This is a genomic window from Micromonospora sp. CPCC 205561 (genome assembly GCF_036906775.1).
Lineage (GTDB): Bacteria > Actinomycetota > Actinomycetes > Mycobacteriales > Micromonosporaceae > Micromonospora.
Window position 1 is genome coordinate 18,257 of record NZ_JBAKHV010000047.1, and the last position, 20,209, is coordinate 38,465.

The 20,209-nt window shown below is 76.1% G+C and carries 1 protein-coding gene and 1 pseudogene; both read right to left on the minus strand.

All coding sequences use genetic code 11. The features are described 5' to 3' along the window. Positions 1 to 55: 55 nt before the first annotated feature. Positions 56 to 9,268, minus strand: a pseudogene (locus tag V6V16_RS21790) (type I polyketide synthase); the annotation flags it as partial. Positions 9,269 to 9,334: 66 nt separating this feature from the next. Continuing rightward, positions 9,335 to 20,191: a type I polyketide synthase gene (locus V6V16_RS21795; protein WP_442934129.1), complete on the minus strand. Its 10,857-nt coding sequence runs from the start codon at positions 20,189 to 20,191 to the stop codon at positions 9,335 to 9,337. Positions 20,192 to 20,209 lie beyond the last annotated feature (18 nt).

Below are 20,209 nucleotides of genomic sequence, written 5' to 3' on the forward strand. Positions count from 1 at the left end.
GGGCTTCCTTCTGCGAAGGCGAGACGAAGGAGCGCTCCTCCTCGTGAGGGGTCTGCTACGCGACGAGGGCTCGCTGGGCGAGTAGTTCCTCGACCACCTCGGCAGGCGTCGGGTGGTCGTAGACGAGCGCGGCGGTCAGCTCCAGCCCGGTGAGGGCTTCGAGCCTGCGGCGCAGCTCCACGGCGGTCAGCGAGGAGAAACCGATGTCGAGGAACTCCTGGTCCTCGTCGACCATCGCGGCCGACGGCAGACCGAGCGTGTACGCGGTCTGGGCCCGCACCACGTACGACAGCACCGTGCGGCTCTCGGCCTCGCCGGCGCCGTCGAGGAGCCGCCGCACCGCCTCCGGGCTGTCGGCGTCGAGCGTGTCCTCGGCGGTCTCGACGACGTGGCTCATCGCGTCCGGCAGGTCCCGCAGCAGCGGGCTCGGCCGGTAACGGGTGAACTCCGGCACAAAGGTGGCCCAGTCGACGGCGGCCGCGATCCGGCCTACCGCGCCCGCGCCCACCACCGCGGCGAACTGCTCGACGGTGAGGTCCGGTCCGACCGCCATCGACACTCCCCCGGCGTGCTGCCGGGCGATCGCGTCGAAGACGGCCGCCGTCTCGGCGGCACCGGCGACGCCGAACGCCTCGTCGACCGTGTGCACGAGCACGAGCCGGTCCGCCTGGGCGGCCAGGGCGGTCGCGATCGGATCGTCGGCGTCGCTGGTGACGACCACCGTCTCGGCGGCACCGGTGACGACCTGCACGTCCGCCGCCCGGAGCAGGGCGGCGATCCGGTCCGCCAGCGGCCCGCCGTGCAGCGCCACCGGGTTGGTGGGCCGCCACGGCTCGCCGGTCGGCGCGGGGGCCGCGACGAGCCGGCGGGCGAAGACGCCCGCCGGGCGCAGGGCCACCTGGTCCTCGCCCGCGCCCCGGGTGAGCACCCGGCACAGGGCGGTCAGCGTGCGTTCGTCGAGCGCCTCCGGCAGGTCCACGACGCCGCCCCAGGCACGGGGCGTGGTGACGGCGGCGCTCCGGCCGAAGCCCCACCTGGCGGCACCGGTCAGGTCGGTGACCGGGTCCGCGGGGGTGACCGCCACCGCGTGCCGGGTCAGGCTCCACACCGGGGAGTCGATGCGGGCCTCGTCGAGCGCCCCGAGCAGCACGGCCGGCGCGGGCCCGGCGGGCGCCGTCAGCACCCCCGCCACGACGTGGTCGGGCGCGAGGTCGAGCAGTTCGGCCGGCGTGCCGTCGCGGTAGACCCGCACGTCCGCGCCGTGCCCGGTCATCGCCTCCGCGATCCGCTCGGCGCCCTCCGGCACCAACCAGATGCCCTGGAGCGCGGCCACCGGCAGCTCCGTGACCGGGGACCACCGCACCTGGTAGCCCGGCGCGGGCCCGCGCCGCCACGTCGCCAGGGCGACCGCGACGTCCTTCAGGGTGGCGGTGTCGTCGAGGCCCAGCAGCGTGCCCAGGTCGTCGCGGTCGACGGCGGTCCAGAAGTCGTCGGCCGGCACGGTGGCGGCGGGCGGGTCCGGCCACAGGCGGGTGCGCTGGAAGGCGTACGTGGGCAGGTGCACCGGGCGGGCGCCGGCGAAGAAGCTTGCCCAGTCGACCGGTACGCCACGAGTGTGCAGGCGGGCGAGCGCCTCGGTGACCGCCAGCGGCCCGTCCCGGTCGGCGCGCTGCGCGGGGACGAACTCGCCGTCCGCCACGCAATCGCGGCCGAGCGCGGTGAGCACCGCGTCCGGGCCCAGTTCGAGGAACGTGCGTACGCCCCGGGCGGCCAGCGCCTCGACCGCGGCGGCGAAGCGCACCGTGGCCCGCACCTGGTCCACCCAGTAGTCGGGCGTCAGCTCGGCGACGTCGCCGGTGACCGTGGAGATCACGGGGATCGTCGGCGGGTGGTGCGCGACGGACTCGGCCACCGCGCGGAACTCGTCGAGCATGGGGTCCATCAGCGGCGAGTGGAACGCGTGCGACACGGTCAGCCGCTTCGTCTTGCGTCCGGCGCCGGCCAGCTCCTCGGCGACCGCCAGGGTGGCGCCCTCCTCGCCGGAGAGCACCACCGACTCCGGGCCGTTCACCGCGGCGATCGCCACGCCGCCGGAGAGCAGGGGCGCGACCTCGTCCTCGGCGGCCCGCACGGCCACCATCGCGCCGCCGCCGGGCAGCGCCTGCATCAGCCGGCCGCGGGCGGCCACCAACCGGGCGGCGTCGGCCAGGGTGAGGACCCCCGCCACGTGCGCCGCCGCCAGCTCGCCGATCGAGTGCCCGGCCACGTGGTCGGGCCGTACGCCCCACGACTCGAACAACCGGAACAGCGCCACCTCGACCGCGAACAACGCCGGCTGCGCCCACCCGGTCTGGTGCACCTCGTCGGTGTCGAGCACCTCCCGCAGCGGCCGGTCCAGGTGCCGGTCCAGCTCGCCGCACACCTCGTCGAACGCCCGCGCGAACGCCGGGAGGGCAAGCAGCTCCGCCGCCATCCCGACCCGCTGCGCCCCCTGGCCGGTGAAGAGCACCGCCGTCGCGCCGGCGGTCTCCGCGACCCCGCCGACAGCTGTGGCGACGTGCTCGCCCCGGGCCAGCGCGGACAGCCCGGCACGCAGCTCGTCCAGGTCCCTGCCGAGTACGGCGGCCCGGTGCCGCAGCGCGGTACGGGTGGTGGCCAGCGAGAAGCCCACGTCGACGGCGCAGGTGTCCTCGGTGAGGTGCGCGGCGAGCCGGGCCGCCTGCTCCCGCAGCGCGGCCTGGTCGCGGCCGGACACCAGCAGGGGCACCACCGGCACCTCGGCGGTCGAGTCCACCACCACCGACTCCGGCGCCTGTTCGATGATCGCGTGCGCGTTGGTGCCGGAGATGCCGAACGACGAGACGCCGGCGCGGCGCGGGCGTCCCGTCTCCGGCCACGGCACCGCCTCGGTCAGCAGCCGGACGTCGCCCTCGGCCCAGTCCACGTGCGGCGACGGCGCGTCCACGTGCAGCGTCCGCGGCAGCACCCCGTGCCGGATCGCCTCCACCATCTTGATCACCCCGGCGACGCCGGCGGCGGCCTGCGTGTGCCCGATGTTCGACTTGATCGAGCCGACCCAGAGCGGCTGCCCGTCCCGGTCCCGGCCGTACGTCGCGATCAGCGACCGGGCCTCGATCGGGTCGCCCAGCGTGGTGCCGGTGCCGTGCGCCTCCACCGCGTCCACGTCGGCCGGGCGCAGCCGCGCGTCGGCGAGCGCCTGGTTGACCAGCCGCTGCTGGGAGGGGCCGTTCGGCGCGGTCATGCCGTTGCTCGCGCCGTCCTGGTTGACGGCGGTGGCGCGCACGACGGCGAGCACCGGGTGGCCGTTGCGGCGCGCGTCGGAGAGCCGTTCGAGCACCAGCACCCCGACGCCCTCCCCCCAGCCGGTGCCGTCGGCGCCGGCGGCGAAGGACTTGCACCGGCCGTCCGGCGCGAGGGCCCGCTGGCGGCTGAAGTCGATGAACGCGCTGGGCGTCGCCAGCACGGTCACGCCGCCGGCCAGCGCCAGCGTGCACTCGCCGCGCCGCAGCGCCTGGGCGGCCAGGTGCAGGGTGACCAGCGACGACGAGCACGCCGTGTCGACGGTGACGGCCGGCCCCTCCAGCCCCAGCGTGTACGACACCCGGCCGGAGACCACGCCGCCGGCTACGCCGGTGCCGATGAAGCCGTCCAGCTCGGCGGGCAGGTGTTGCAGGTGCGCGCTGTAGTCGTGGTACATGAGGCCGGCGAAGACGCCGGTGCGGCTGCCGCGCAGGGTGGTCGGGTCGATCCCGGCCCGCTCGACGGCCTCCCACGAGGTCTCCAGGAAGAGCCGCTGCTGCGGGTCCATGGCCAGTGCCTCGCGCCGGGAGATGCCGAAGAACTCGGCGTCGAACCAGGCCGCGTCGTACAGGAAGGCGCCCTCGCCGCAGTAGGTGCGGCCTGCCTTGTCCGGGTCCGGGTCGACGAGGTTGTCGATGTCCCAGCCCCGGTCGGTCGGGAAGCCGGCCACCGCGTCGACGCCCGCCGCGACCAGGTCCCACAGCTTCTCGGGCGAGCTGGCGCCGCCGGGGAAGCGGCAGCCCATGCCGACGATCGCGATCGGGTCGTCGCCGCCGTCGGACGAGGCCACCACCACGGCGGCGGCCGGCCCGCCGGCGAAGAGTTCCGCGTCCAGGTGCTCGGCGAGCGCCGTCGGGTTCGGGTAGTCGAAGACCAGCGTGACGGGCAGCCGCAGGCCGACCACCGCGTTGAGCCGGTTGCGGAACTCGACCGCGGTGAGCGAGTCGAAGCCCAACTCCTTGAAGGCCGTCGTGGCCCCGACCGCGTCGCCGCCACTGTGCCCCAGCACGACCGCGACCTGCGCGCGGACGACGTCCACGAGCTCCTTGCGGCGCTCCGCCGGGCCCCGGGCGGCCAGCGCCGTCACCAGGTCGGAGGCCGCCGCCGCGTCGGACGAGACCTGGCGTCGCGCGGGGGTGCGGACCAGGCCGCGCAGCACCGTGGGCAGCACCGCGCCGGTGGCCTGCTCCCGCAGCGCGGCGAGGTCCAGGTGGATCGGCACGAGGGCGGCCTCCGAGGCGCCGAGCGCCTCGTCGAAGAGCGCGAGTCCGTCCTCGGTGGAGAGCGGGCGTACGCCGGAGCGCCGCATCCGGGCCAGGTCGGCGTCGTCGAGGGCACCGGTGAGGCCGGTACGCTCCGCCCACATGCCCCACGCCAGCGACACGGCGGGCAGTCCCCGGGCCCGCCGGTGGGCGGCGAACGCGTCGACGAAGGCGTTGGCCGCCGCGTAGTTGCCCTGCCCCGGGCCGCCGAGGACGCCCGCGGCCGAGGAGAAGACGACGAAGGCGCTCAGGTCGCCCGCCAGCTCGTGCAGGTTGACCAGCGCGTCGACCTTCGGGCGCAGCGCGGTCACCAGCCGCTCCGGCGTGAGCGACGCGATCATCCCGTCGTCGAGGACGCCGGCCGTGTGCACGACCGCCGTGGGCGGGTGCTCCGCGACGAGCGCGGCCAGCGCCTCCCGGTCGGCGGCGTCGCAGGCGGCGACCGTCACGTGGACGCCCTGGGCGGTCAGCTCGTCGTGCAGGGTCGCCAGTTCCCCGGTCATGCCGCGGCGGCCGGCGAGCACGAGCCGGCGGACGCCGTGGCGCGCCACGAGGTGCCGGGCGACGAGGCGGCCGAGCGTGCCCGAGGCGCCGGTGACCAGGACGGTTCCGGTGATCTCCGGCGGCGTGGCCGGCTCCCCCGCCGCCTTGGCGAGGCGGGGCGCGAGCACCTCGGTGTCGCGCAGGGCGAGCTGCGGCTCATCCGTACGCAGCGCGGGCAGCAGGTTCGGCCGCCACCGCTCGCCCGCCACGTCGACCAGGACGAACCGCCCGGGGTTCTCGGACTGCGCGGAGCGCACCAGCCCCCACACCGCGGCGAGCGCCGGATCGGTCCCGTCGGTCGCGCCCTCGGTGAGCAGGACCAGCCGGGCCTCGGCGAACCGGTCGTCGGCGAGCCACTCCTGCACGGCGGCGAGGGTGCGCTCCACCGCCCGGTGGGTGGCCCCGACCAGGTCGTCGCCGTCGCGGGTGACCGGGAGGACCACGTGGTCGGGCACCTCGGTGATCGCGGCGAGGCTGTCGTACGCGGTCGCGCCGGGCAGCTCGCCGCCCACGACCGCGAGGGTGGCGGGGCCGTCGGCCACCGGGACCGGCACCCAGTCCAGCACGTGCATCGCCTGGTGACGCGGGTTGGTCAGGGCGGCCAGCGCGCCCGCCGGCAGCCGGCGTACGGCCAGCGCGTCGATCGCGGCGACGGGCGCGCCCGCGTGGTCGGCGACGGTCACCGCGACGGCGTTCGGGCCGGCCGGGCGGATGGCGACCCGCAGCCGGGTGGCACCGGTGGCGTGCAGGGTCACCCCGTGCCAGGCGAACGGCAGCCAGGGGCCGCCCGCGCCGTCGTCCTCGGTGAACGCGCCCAGGCCGAGCGGGTGCAGCGCCGCGTCGAGCAGGGCGGGGTGCAGACCGAAGCCCGCGACCTTCGCCGTCTCGGGCGCCGCGACCTCGGCGAACAGCTCGTCGCCCCGCCGCCACACCGTGCCCAGGCCGCCGAAGGCGGGCCCGTACGTCACGTCGAGCGACGCGAAGCGGTCGTACAGGTCGCCGGTGTCCACCGCCTCGGCGCCCTCGGGCGGCCAGACCCCCGCCGGGGCCGCCGCGCGGTCCCCGGCGCCGGGCGCGCCGGCGCCCAGGGTGCCGGTGGCGTGCCGGGTCCACGGGCCGTCCGCGTCGGGTCGCGAGTGGACCGTCAGCCGCCGGGCGCCGTCCGGGCCGGGCTCGCCTACTCGGAGCTGGACCTGCACCGCGCCCCGCTCCGGGACCACCAGGGGGGCCTCGAGCGTCAGTTCCTCGATCTCGGTGGCGCCGACCTCGTCACCGGCGCGGATCGCCAGCTCGACGAAGGCCGTGCCGGGCAGCAGGATCCGGCCCGCCACCCGGTGGTCGGCGAGCCACGGGTGCGCCGAGGTCGACAGCCGGCCGGTGAGCAGCACCCCGTCGGCGCCGGCGAGGGACACGGCCGCGCCGAGCAGCGGGTGGCCGGTGGAGCCGAGGCCGAGGCCGGTGGCGTCGACCGGGGCGCCCGCGCCGCTGGGCCAGTAGGTCCGGCGCTGGAAGGCGTACGTCGGCAGGGCGACCGGCCGGGCCCCGGCGGTGACCAGCGTGGCCCAGTCGGGCCGTACGCCGCGGGTGTGCGCCTGCCCCAGCGACAGCAGGAACCGGCGCAGGCCGCCCTCGTCGCGGCGCAGCGTGCCGACGACGGAGCCGCCGGCCGCCCCGTCGAGCAGGTCCTGCACGGCGGGTACGAGCACGGGGTGCGAGCTGACCTCGACGAACGAGTCGACGCCGTCGGCGACCAGGCCGCGTACGGTCTGCTCGAACTCGACGGTCTGTCGCAGGTTCCGGTACCAGTACTCGGCGGTCAGCTCCGCGGTGTCGATCAGCTCGCCCGTGACGGTCGAGTAGAGCGGGATGTCGGCGGTGCGCGGGCGGACGGGGGCGAGGACCCGGAGCAGTTCGTCGCGCATCGACTCGACGTGCGCGGAGTGCGAGGCGTAGTCGACGTCGATGCGCCGGGCCCGGACCTCGTCCCGCTCGCACTCGGCCAGCAGCTCGTCGAGTGCCTCGGGCGCGCCGGAGACGACCACGGTGGAGGGCCCGTTCACGGCGGCGATCGACAGGCCGGGCCGCAGCCGCCGGGCGACCTTCGCGACCGGCTCGGACACCGACACCATCCCGCCCCGCCCGGCGAGGTCCACGGCGATCAGCTGGCTGCGCCGGGCCACCACGAGGGCGGCGTCCTCCAGGGTGAGCGCGCCGGCCACGCAGGCGGCGGCGATCTCGCCCTGGGAGTGCCCGACCACGGCGGCGGGCTCGACGCCGTGCGAGCGCCACAGCGCCGCCAGCGAGACCATCATGGCGAACAGCGCGGGCTGCACGACGTCGACCCGGTCCAGGGAGGCGGCGCCCGGAACGCCGCGCAGCACGTCGAGCAGCGACCAGTCGGTGTGCCGGTCCACGGCGGCGGCGCACTGCGCCATCCGGGCGGCGAAGACCGGCGAGGTGTCCAGCAGCTCGGCGGCCATGCCCGGCCACTGCGAGCCCTGGCCGGGGAAGAGGAAGGCGGTGCGCTCGCCGACCTCGGCGAGCCCGGTCACGAGGTTGCGGGCGGCGCCGCCGTCGGCGAGCGCGTCGAGCGCGGTCGCCAGCTCCGCCCGGTCCCCGACGAGGACGGCGCGGTACGGGAGGCGGGCGCGGGTGGTGGCGAGGGCGTGCGCGACGTCGTGCTCGGCGTAGCCGCCGGCCAGGTGTTCGCGCAGCCGGACCGCCTGGTCGCGCAGGGCCGCCTCGGTGCGGGCCGACAGTACCCAGAGGGTGGGGCCGTCGGCCGGCTCGGCGTCCTCCGGGGCCTCGACGGGCGGCGGTTCCTCGATCACCACGTGGGCGTTGGTGCCCGAGATGCCGAACGACGAGACGCCGGCGCGCCGCGGGGCCTCGCCCCGCGGCCAGGGCACCGGCTCGTCCAGCAGCCGGACCGCGCCGTCGGTCCAGTCCACGTGGTGCGACGGCTGGTCCACGTGCAGGGTGCGGGGCAGCTCCTCGTGCCGCAGCGCCATGATCATCTTGATCACGCCCGCGACGCCTGCGGCGGCCTGGGTGTGCCCGAGGTTGGACTTCACCGAGCCGAGCCAGAGCGGCCGGTCGCGCTCCTGGCCGTACGTGGCGATGAGCGACTGGGCCTCGATCGGGTCGCCGAGCGTGGTGCCGGTGCCGTGCGCCTCCACGGCGTCCACGTCGGCGGCGGTGAGCCCGGCGCTGGCCAGCGCGGCGCGGATGACCCGCTGCTGCGACGGCCCGTTCGGCGCGGTGAGGCCGTTCGACGCGCCGTCCTGGTTGACCGCCGAGCCGCGCATCACGGCCAGGATCCGGTGGCCGTTGCGGCGCGCGTCCGACAGCTTCTCCAGCACGAGTACGCCGGCGCCCTCGCCGAACGCCGTGCCGTCCGCCGCCGAGGCGAACGCCTTAACCCGCCCGTCCGGGGCGAGCCCCTTCTGGCTGGAGAACTCGATGAACGTGCCCGGCGTGGCGATGACGCAGCTGCCGCCGGCCAGCGCGAGGTCGCAGTCGCCGCTGCGCAGCGCGTGCGCGGCCACGTGCATCGCCACCAGGGACGACGAGCACGCCGTGTCGACGGTGACCGCCGGTCCCTCCAGCCCCAGCACGTACGACACCCGGCCGGAGACCACGCTGCCCGCGACCCCGGTCATCGTGTAGCCGATCAGCGAGTCCACGTCGCGCTGCATGACCGACACGTACTCGACGCTGTTCGCGCCGACGAAGACGCCGGTGCGGCTGCCGCGCAGCGAGTGCGGGTCGATCCCGGCGTGCTCGAACGCCTCCCACGACGTCTCCAGCATCAGCCGCTGCTGCGGGTCCATCGCGAGCGCCTCGCGCGGGCTGATGCCGAAGAAGCCCGCGTCGAAGTCGATGGCGTCGGAGATGAAGCCGCCCCGCCGCACGTAGCTGGTGCCGGTGCCGCTGTCCGGGTCGAACAGGTCGTCCAGGTCCCAGCCCCGGTCCGTGGGGAAGTCGGTGGTGCCGTCGCCGTCGGACGACACCAGCTCCCACAGGTCGTCGGCGGAGCGTACGCCCCCGGGGAAGCGGCAGCCGATGCCGACGATGGCGATCGGCTCCCGCTCCGTCGCGGTACGCAGCTTCCGCCGCGTCTCGTGCAGGTCGGCCGTCACGCGCCGGAGGTACTCGACAAGCTGCTCTTCGTTCGCCATCAGTAAGCCCTCCTCAGCGCGTGGGGTTCAGGCGGCGCCGAGTTCGTCGTCGATGAACCGCAACAGCTCGTCGGCCGAGGCGGTCTGCAGCGCCAGGCCCACGTCCGGACCGTCGGATGGGGTCTCCGCGTCGGACCTGCCACTCCAATTCGACATCACCGCGTGCAACCGCTCGGTAATCCGTGCCTTGACCGGACCCGGCAGGCCCGCCGCGCCGGCCTGGGTGAACGAGCGTTCCAACCGGTCCAGCTCGGCCAGCAGCGCCGCGGCCGGGTCCGCCTCGGCGGGGGCCAGCCCGGCCAGCAGGTGATCGGTGAGCGCCGCGGCGGTCGGGTAGTCGAAGACCGTGGTGGCGGAGAGCTTCAGGCCGGTGGCCGTCTTCAGCCGGTTGCGGAACTCGACGGCCGTGAGCGAGTCGAAGCCGAGTTCGGTGAACGGCCGGTCGGCGTCCACCGCGCCCGCGCCGGCGTGCCCGAGCACGGCGGCGGCCTGTGCCTTGACGAACTCCAGCACGGTGTGCCGCCGCTGCGGGCCGCTCTGGCTCGCCAGGCTCTCCCGCAGGGCGCCGGGCGACTGCGTGGTCTGCTCCACCGCCCGCCGGGACGGACCCCGCACCAGGCCCCGCATCAGCGCGGGCAGTATGCCCGCCCGGCCCAGTTCGCGCAGCACCGCCGGGTCCACCGGCATCGGCACCAGCAGCGGCTCGTCGTGCAGCTCCGCCGCGTCGTAGAGGGCCAGCCCCTGCTCCACCGACAGTTCCACCAGCCCGACGCGGGCCATCCGGGCGCGGTCGTTGGCGTCGAGGTGGGCGGTCATCCCGCTCGCCTCGCCCCACAGACCCCAGGCCAGCGAGCGGGCGGGCAGCCCGGCCGCGCGGCGCCGCGCCACGAGCGCGTCCAGGAACGTGTTCGCCGCCGCGTAGTTGCCCTGGCCCGGGCCGCCGAGCGTGCCGGCGGCGGCGGAGAAGACCACGAACTCGGCCAGCTCGCCGTCGAGCGTCAGCTCGTGCAGGTTCACCGCGGCGTCGACCTTCGGGCGCAGCACCGCGTCCACCTGCGCGGGGGTGAGCGCGGAGACCACGGCGTCGTCCAGCACGCCGGCGGTGTGCACCACGACGGTCAGCGGGTGCGCGGCGGGGACGCGGGCCAGGGTCTCGGCCAGCGCCGCGCGGTCCGCGGCGTCACAGGCCGCGACGGTGACCTGCGCCCCGTGCCCGGTCAGCTCGGCCACCAGCTCGGCGGCGCCGGGGGCGTCCGGGCCGCGCCGGCTGGTGAGCAGCAGGTGCCGCACCCCGCCCCGGGTCACCAGGTGCCGGGCCAGCATGGCGCCGAGGGTGCCGGTGCCGCCGGTGATCAGCACCGTGCCGTCGGGGTTCCGCCGCGGCGGCGCGGTGAGCACCAGCTTGCCGACGTGCTGCGCCTTCGCCATGATCCGGAACGCCTCCGGGGCGCGGCGCAGGTCGTACGTGCGGACCGGCAGCGGCGTGACGCGCTCCTCCGCGAGGAGCGCGAGCACGTCCCGCAGGATCGCGCCGACCTGTGCCGGGTCGTTGGCGAGCAGGTCGAACGCCTGGTACTCGACCCCCGGGTGCTCCTCGGCCACCCGTCCCGGGTCGCGTACGTCGGTCTTGCCCATCTCGACGAACCGGCCGCCGGGGCGCAGCAGGCGCAGCGAGGCGTCGACGAACTCCTTGGCCAGCGAGTCGATCACCACGTCGATCCCGGCCCCGGCGAACCGCTCCTCGAACTCCAGCGTGCGGGAGTTGCCGATGTGGGTGTCCGGCAGCCCCATCGCGCGCAACGCGTCCCACTTGCCGGGGCTGGCGGTGCCGTACACCTCCGCGCCGAGGTGTCGGGCGAGCCGGACGGCCGCCATGCCGACGCCACCGGCGGCGGCGTGCACCAACACCCGCTCCCCCGGCTTCACCTGGGCCAGGTCGACGAGCGCGTGGTGGGCGGTGCAGAACGCGATGGGCGTCGACGCCGCGGTGGTGAACGACCAGCCCGACGGCATCGGCACGACCACCCGCGCGTCGGTGACCACCTCGGTGCCGAAAGCGCCGTAGAAGAGGCCCATGACCCGGTCGCCGACCGCGAAGCCGGTCACGTCCGGCGCGGCCTCGACGACCACGCCGGCACCCTCGCCGCCCATCACGCCGCCGCCGGGGTACATGTCGAGGGCGATCAGCACGTCCCGGAAGTTCAGACCGGCGGCCCGCATCGAGATGCGCACCTGGCCCGGCGCCAGGCCGGGGACCTCCTCCTCGGGCAGCAGGGCGAGGTTGTCCAGCGTGCCGCGCTCGGTGACGTCCAGCCGCCAGCGGTCGACCGGCGGCGCCACCAACGCGGGGCCGCTGGCCGCCCGGGCGAGGCGCGGGACCAGCAGGACGCCGTCGCGGACGGCGAGCTGCGGCTCGTCGACCGCGACCGCCGCCACGAGCGCCCGGTGCGGTTCCCGGTCGTCGACGTCGAGCAGGACGAAGCGGTCCGGGTTCTCGCTCTGGGCGGACCGGAGCAGGCCCCACACCGGCGAGCTGGCCAGATCCGGGGCCGCCTCGTGCACGCTCACCGCGCCCCGCGTGACGACGACCAGCCGGGCGTCGGCGAACCGGTCCTCCGCCAGCCACTCACGCAGCACCGCGAGGGTGTCGTGGACGATCCGGTGCGCCGCCCCGGCGGGATCGTCGGCCGCACCGGCCGCACCGGCCACGCAGGGCAGCACGACCAGGGCGGGAACCGGCGCGCCGTCCGCCACGCTGGCCCGCAGCGTCGCCAGGTCCGGGTAGCTGTCCGCGTCGAGGCCGGCGTCCTGCGGCAGGGTGCACCCGCCGAGCGCCGCCCACCGGCCGTCCGGCAGGGCGGCCGGAGTCGCGGCCGGCGTCCACTCCAGGCGGAACAGGGCGTCGTGGTGCGTGCTCGGCTGCGCGGTGGTGGTGGCGGCCTCCCGCAGCACCAGCGACTCCACCTCGGCGACCACCGCGTTGCTCTGGTCGGCGACGGTCACCTCGACCGTGTTCCGGCCACGCGGGCGCAGCCGGACGCGCAGCTCCGTCGCGCCGGTGGCGTACACGGACACGCCGCTCCACTCGAACGGCAGCAGCGCCTCGGTGCTCGTGCCGGCGAGCGCGAGCGGGTGCAGTGCGGCGTCGAGCAGCGCCGGGTGCAGGTTGTACCCGCCCGCCGTACGGGCGGCGTCCGCCGGCAGGGCGACCTCGGCGAGGATCTCCTCGCCCCGGCGCCACACCCGGCGCACGCCCCGGAACGTCGGGCCGTACGCGAGACCCGCCGAAGCCAGGGTGGTGTACAGCTCGTCGGACGGGACGACCTCGGCCTCCGGCGGCCACCGGGTCTCGAAACCGCCCGCCGGCTCCGCGGGGGCCAGCAGACCGACGGCGTTGCGCACCCACGGCGCCGCGTCGGTGGCGACCCCGTCCGGTCGGGAGTGGATGGTCACCTGGCGCTGCGCGTTCTCGTCGGGCGGGCCGACCCGCATCTGCACCTGGACCCCGCCCCGCTCGGGCAGGGCCAGGGGCGCGGTCAGGGTCAGCTCCTCGACGCGCCCGCAGTCCACCTCGTCGCCGGCCCGGACCGCCAGATCCACCAGCGCGGTCCCGGGCACGATCACCTGTCCGCCCACCGCGTGGTCGGCCAGCCAGGGATGGGCGCCCACCGAGACGCGGCCGGTGAACAGCACGCCCTCGGTGTCGGCCAGGGCGACCGCCGCGCCGAGCAGCGGGTGCTCGGTCGCGCCGAGGCCCAGCCCGGCCGCGTCGGCGGTGGCCGTCCCGACGGCGGGCCAGTACCGCTCGTGCTGGAACGGGTAGCCGGGCAGCCGGACCCGGCGCGCCCCCTCGTCGTCCCAGCGGGGACGCACGCCGTGCGCGTACGCCTCGCCCAGGGAGAGCAGGAAGCGGGCCAGGCCACCCTCGTCGCGGCGCAGCGTACCGACCACGGTGGCGGCGGCCTCCGCGTCGTCGATGACGTCCTGCACGCCGATGGTCAGCACGGGGTGCGGGCTGACCTCCACGATCGTGCTGACGCCCGCGTCGAGCAGGGCGCGGATCGCGGGCTCGAACCACACCGTCTGGCGCAGGTTGCGGTACCAGTACTCGGCGTCCATCGGCACGTCGTCGAGCCAGCGGTCGTCCACGGTGGAGTAGAGCGGCACCTCGGGCCGGCGGGGCTCCAGCCCGGCCAGGACGTCGCGCAGCTCCTCGTGCAGCTCCGCCACGTACGCCGAGTGCGACGCGTAGTCCACGTGGATGCGCTTGGCGCGGACACCGTCGCGTTCGCACTCGGCCAGCAGCTCGTCGAGGCCGTCCAGCTCGCCGGCCACCACCGTGGTCCGGGGGCCGTTGACCGTCGCGACGGTCACCCGGCCGCCGAGGCGCTCCAGCCGCTCCCGCACCTCGTCCGCGGGCAGCGGCACGGAGACCATGCCGCCCTTGCCGGACAGGCGCAGCAGCGCCCGGCTGCGCAGTGCCACGACCCGGGCCGCGTCCGCCACGGAGAGGGCGCCCGCCACGCAGGCCGCGGCGATCTCCCCCTGGGAGTGCCCCACCACGGCGGCGGGCTCGACGCCGTGGTGGCGCCACAGCTCGGCCAGCGACACCATCACGGCGAACAGGACGGGCTGCACGACGTCCACCCGGTCCAGGTCCCGGCCCTCGCGCAGGACGGCCTCCAGCGACCAGTCCACGTGCGGCGCCAGGGCGTCCGCGCACTCGGCCATCCGCGCGGCGAAAACCGGGGAGGCGTCGAGCAGTTCCACGGCCATCCCGATCCACTGGGAGCCCTGCCCCGGGAAGGAGAACGCCACCTTGCCGGGCGCGCCGGAGGCGACCCCGGTGACCAGGTTCGGCGCGGGCTCCCCCGCCGCGAGCGCGGCGAGGCCGGCGCGCAGCTCGTCGACCCCGCCGACCACGACCGCGCGACGCGGGTGCGTGGCCCGTCGGGTGAGCGAGTACGCCAGGTCGCGCGGCGGCACGTCGGCCAGCAGCGGCGCGATCTCGACGGCCTGCTGGCGCAGCGCGCCGTCCGACCGGGCGGAGAGCACCAGCGCGACCGGGCCGTCGTCGTGCGACCGTTCGACCTCCGGGGTCCGCGGGGCCTCCTCGATGACGAGGTGGGCGTTGGTGCCGCTGAAGCCGAACGACGAGACACCGGCGCGACGCGGCTGCCCGGCGCGCGGCCACGGCTGCGGTTCGGCCAGCAGCCGTACCCCACCCGACCAGTCGACGTGCGTCGTCGGCTCGGCCACGTGCAGGGTCCGGGGCAGTTCACCGTGCCGCAGCGCGAGCACCATCTTGATCACCCCGGCGACGCCGGCGGCGGCCTGGGTGTGCCCGAGGTTCGACTTGACCGAGCCCAGCCAGAGCGGCCGGTCACCGGCCCGGTCCCGGCCGTAGGTGGCGAACAGGGCGTCGACCTCGATGGGGTCGCCCAGCGTGGTACCGGTGCCGTGCGCCTCGACCACGTCGACGTCCGAGGTGGAGAGTCCGGCGTCGGCCAGCGCCTGCCGGATGACCCGCTGCTGCGCCGGCCCGTTCGGCGCGGTCAGCCCGTTGGACGCGCCGTCCTGGTTGACCGCGCTCCCGCGCACCACGGCCAGCACCTCGTGCCCCGCGGCCAGCGCGTCGGAGAGCCGCTCCAGCACGACCATCCCGACGCCCTCGCCCCAGTTGGTGCCGTCCGCACCGGCCGCGAACGCCTTGCAGCGCCCGTCCGGGGCGAGGCCGCGCATCCGGCTGAACTCCACGAACCCGCCCGGCGTCGACATGGCGGTCACCCCGCCCGCGATCGCCATCGCGCACTCGCCCGCGCGCAGCGCCTTCACCGCCAGGTGCATCGCCACCAACGACGCCGAGCAGGCGGTGTCCACCGTCACGGCCGGTCCCTCCAGCCCCAGCACGTACGAGAGCCGGCCGGACATGATGCTCGACGCGTTCCCGGTGGCCATGAGGCCCTCCGCGCTCGCGCCCGCTCCCGCGGCGATCCGGGCGTAGTCGACGATGTTGGCGCCGACGTACACCCCGGTCGCGCTGCCCCGCAGCGTGGTCGGGTCGATCCCGGCGTCCTCGAAGGCCGTCCAGGACGTCTCCAGCACCAGCCGCTGCTGCGGGTCCATGGCCTCCGCCTCGCGGGGGCTGATGCCGAAGAAGTCCGCGTCGAAGCCGGGCAGGTCGGCGAGGAAGCCGGCCTCCCGGACGTAGCTCGTCCCGGAGTGCTCCGGGTCGGGGTGGAACAGGCTGTCCAAATTCCAGCCGCGGTCGGTGGGGAACGGGCCGATGCCGTCACGCCCCTCGCGCAGCATCGTCCACAGCTCCTCCGGCGAGCCGACGTCACCGGGGAACCGGCAGCCCATGCCGACGATGGCGATCGGCTCGTCGGCGGCGGCGGTGCCGACCGCCACCTCGGTACGGCCGGTCGCCAGCATGTGCTCGGCCAACGCCACCGGGGTCGGGTAGTCGAAGGCGACGGCCGCGGAGAGCCGGACGCCGGTGGCCTCGACCATCCGGTTGCGGAACTCGACGGCGGTGACCGAGTCGAAGCCGAGTTCCTTGAACGCCGAGGTCGGCTCGACCGCCTCCGGGCCCGGGTAGCCGAGCGTGAGCGCGACCTGGGCACGGACCAGCCCGACCACGTGGTCGAGGCGGTCCGCCTCGGGCAGGTCGGCCAGCTGACGGGCGAAGTCCGAGGAGGCGGCCGTCCCGGTCGGCTCCTGCTCCGCGACCGCCTCGGGGATGGTGTCGAACAGCCGGTTGGGCCGCAGCGCGGTGAACGACGGCACGAAGGCCGCCCAGTCCACGTCCGCGAGCACGACGGCCGGGTCACCGGCCGCCAGTGCGGTACGCATGGCCGCGACGGCGCGTTCCGGCGCCATGGGTGCCAGGCCCCGCTTGCGCAGGGAGGCCGACATCTCGTCGTCCACCAGCGTGCTCTCGGCCCACGGCCCCCAGGCGAGGGCGACGGCCGGCTGCCCCCGGCCGCGCCGCGCCTCGGCGAGGGCGCAGAGGTGGGCGTTGCCGGCGGCGTAGGCGGCCTGGCCGCCGCTGCCCCAGACGCCGGCGACGGAGGAGAAGAGCACGAACTCGTCGAGGTCCCGCTCCGCGAAGATGGCGTCGAGGTTGGCGGCGCCCGCGACCTTGGCGGAGACGACGTCGGTGAACTCGTCGAGGTCCATGTCCACGATGCCGGTGAGCTGCGCCAGCCCCGCCACGTGCACCACGGCGCGCACGTCGGGGTAGCGGTCGACCACCGCCGCCAGGGCCGTCCGGTCGGCCACGTCGCAGGCGACGACGTCGACCTGCGCGCCCAGTGCGCGCAGCTCGTCGAGCGCCTCGGCGGGGGCGGTGCCGCGCCGGCTCAGCAGGACGACCCGCTCGGCGCCGTGCCCCGCGTACAGCCGGGCCGCCTCGATGCCGAGGGTGCCGGTGCCGCCGGTGACCAGCACGGTGCCGGACGCGCCGCGCCAGCGCGGGGAGCCGCTCACCGGCGCGCGGTGCAGCCGGCGGACGAACACCCCGTCCGGGCGCACCGCGACCTGGTCCTCCCCGATGCCGGCGAGCACGCCGGCCAGCGCGGCGGCCGTCCGCCCGTCCAGGTGGGCGGGCAGGTCGACCAGGCCACCCCAGGTGTCCGGCAGCTCCAACGCGGCCACCCGGCCGAGGCCCCACACCTGCGACTGCGCCACCCCGGTCACCGGATCGGCCGGCGAGGTGGTGACGGCGCCGCGGGTGAGACACCACAGCGGGACGCCCCGCCCGGCGAGGGCACGGATCAGGTCGAGGGTGGCGGCCGCGCCCGCCGGGACACCGGGGCGGCCGGGCAGGAACGCCTCGTCGAGCGCGAGCAGGGACACCACGCCGGCCGGTTCGCCGCCGAGGTGGTCGGTCAGCCCGTCCCGGTCGGTGGTGACGACGCTGGCGCCGTGCGCGGCGAGCGCGTCGGCGACGGCGGCAGCCGCGTCCCCGGCCGACGCCGGGTCGGGGAGCACCAGCAGCCAGGTGCCGGTCAGCGTCCCCGGGGTGCCGCCGGGGCGGCGCTCCCATTGCGCCTGGTAACGCCAGCCGTCCAGAGCGGAGCGCTCCTGGCGCCCCCGGCGCCAGGCGGAGAGCGCGGGCAGCACCGACGCCAGGGGCGCCTGCGGGTCCACGTCGAGGGTGGTGACCACGGTGTCGAGGTCGCCGCTGTCCACCGCCGCCCAGAGGCCGTCGTCGTCGCCGGCCCCGTCGGCGGCGGCCGGCTCGACGCTGTCGCGCCAGTACCTTTCGTGCTGGAAGGGGTACGTCGGCAGGTCGACCAGGGACGGTCCGGACCGGCGGTAGAACGCCCCCGGGTCCACCGTGACGCCCCGGGTCTCCAGTCGGGCCACGGCCTCCACCAGGGCGCGCGGCTCGTCGGAGCCCCGGCGCAGCACCGACGTGGCGAGCACGTCGCCGTCCAGGCAGTCCGCCACCATCGTGGCCAGCACCGTGTCCGGGCCCAGTTCGAGGAACGAGGCGACGCCGGTCGCGGCGGCGGCGCGTACCGCGTCCGCGAAGCGCACGGTCGCGCGGACCTGCCCCACCCAGTACTCCGCCGTGGTCAGCTCGTCGTCCACCGGCGCGCCGGTGACCGTGGAGACCAGCGGGATCGTCGGCGGCGCGTACGTCACCGTCTCGGCCACCGCCCGGAACTCCGCGAGCATCGGATCCATCAGCGGCGAGTGGAAGGCGTGCGACACGGTCAGCCGCCGGGTCCGCCGGTCGGCGAACCGCGCGGCCACCGCCGCCACCGCCTCCTCGGTGCCGGAGACGACCACCGAGTCCGGGCCGTTGACGGCGGCGAGGTCGACGTCCGGGCCGAGCAGCGGCGCGACCTCGGCCTCGGTGGCCTGGACGGCGAGCATCGCCCCACCGGCCGGCAGCGCCTGCATCAGCCGGCCCCGCGCCGCGACCAGGCGGGCGGCGTCGGCGAGCGGGAACACCCCCGCGACGTACGCGGCGGCCAGCTCACCGATCGAGTGCCCGGCCAGGACCGACGGGGTGACCCCCCAGGACCGGACGAGCCGGTACAGGGCGACCTCGACGGCGAACAGGGCGGGCTGCGTCCAGCCGGTCTCGTGCAGCTCCTCGGTGTCGAGGATCTCGCGCAGCGGCCGGTCCAGGTGCGGGTCCAGCGCGGCGCACACCTCGTCGAACGCCGCCGCGAACTCCGGGTACGCCGCGTACAGCCCCCGGCCCATGCCGAGCCGCTGCGCGCCCTGCCCGGAGAAGAGCATCGCGGTCCCGCCGTCGGCCACCCGGCCACGCACCAGGTTGGCGGCCTGCCCGTCGCCGGCCAGGGCGGCCAGGCCGGCGCCCAACTCCTCGACGGAGGACCCGAGCACCGCGGCCCGGTGCGCGAAGCGGGTCCGGGTGGTGGCCAGGGCGTAGCCCAGCTCGGCCGGCTCCGCCTGCGGCAGCACGGCGGACAGCCGGCGCGCCTGGTCCCGCAGCCCGTTGGCGTCGCGGGCGGTGAGCAGCAGCGAGGTCACCGGCGCCGAGGCCGGCTCGGGCGCCTCAGCCTCCGGCGCCTGCTCCACGATGACGTGGGCGTTCGTGCCACTGAACCCGAACGAGGAGACCGCCGCCCGGCGCGGCTGTCCGGTCCGCGGCCACGGCGTGGCCTCGGTCAGCAGCCGCACGTTCCCGGCCGTCCAGTCCACCTGGTCCGACGGCTGCTCGGCGTGCAGCGTCGCGGGCAGCACGCCGCGCCGGATCGCCTCCACCATCTTGATCACCCCGGCCACCCCGGCGGCGGCCTGGGTGTGGCCGATGTTCGACTTCACCGAGCCGAGCCAGAGCGGGTCTTCCCGGTCCTGGCCGTAGGTCGCGAGCAGCGCCTGCGCCTCGATCGGGTCGCCGAGGGTCGTACCGGTGCCGTGCCCCTCGACCACGTCGACCTGGCGCGTCGACAGGCCCGCGTCCACCAGCGCCGCCTCGATGACGCGCTGCTGCGACGGTCCGTTCGGCGCGGTCAGCCCGTTCGACGCGCCGTCCTGGTTGACCGCGGAGCCCCGGACCACCGCCAGGACGCGGTGCCCGTGCTCGATCGCGTCGGACAGCCGCTCCACCAGCAGCACGCCGGCGCCCTCGGCGAAGCCGGTGCCGTCGGCGTCCGCCGAGTACGAGCGGCACCGCCCGTCCGGCGAGAGGCCCCGCTGGCGGGAGAACTCGACGAACGTCAGCGGCGTCGCCATGACCGAGACGCCCCCGACGAGCGCGAGCGTGCAGTCACCCCGGCGCAGCGCCTGGATCGCCAGGTGCAGCGCCACGAGCGACGACGAGCAGGCGGTGTCGACGGTGACCGCCGGTCCCTCCAGCCCCAGCGTGTAGGCGACCCGGCCGGAGACCACGCTGCCCGAGCTGTTGCTGTCGGCGTAGTCGTGGTACATCAGGCCGGTGAAGACGCCCGTCGGGCTGCCGGCGAGCGAGGCGGGGTCGATGCCGGCGCGCTCCAGGGTCTCCCACGCGACCTCCAGCAGCACCCGCTGCTGGGGGTCCAGCCCGACCGCCTCGCGGGGACTGATGCCGAAGAACGTCGGGTCGAAGTCCGCCGCGTCGTACAGGAAACCGCCGCGCGAGGTGTAGGACGTGCCCTCCCGCAGCGACTGGGGGTCGTACAGGGACTCCAGGTCCCAGCCGCGGTCGGTCGGGAACGCGCCGGTGGCGTCCGTCCCCGACTCGACCAGTCGCCACAGGTCCTCGGGGCTCGTCACGCCGCCGGGGTAGCGGCAGGCCATGCCGACGATCGCGACCGGCTCGTGCGCGGACGCCTCCACCTCGTGCAGGCGCTGCCGGGTCTTCTGCAGGTCGGCCGTGACCCGCTTCAGGTAGTCCCGGAGCTTGTCCTCGTTGGCCACTACGGTCGCCCTCCTCGC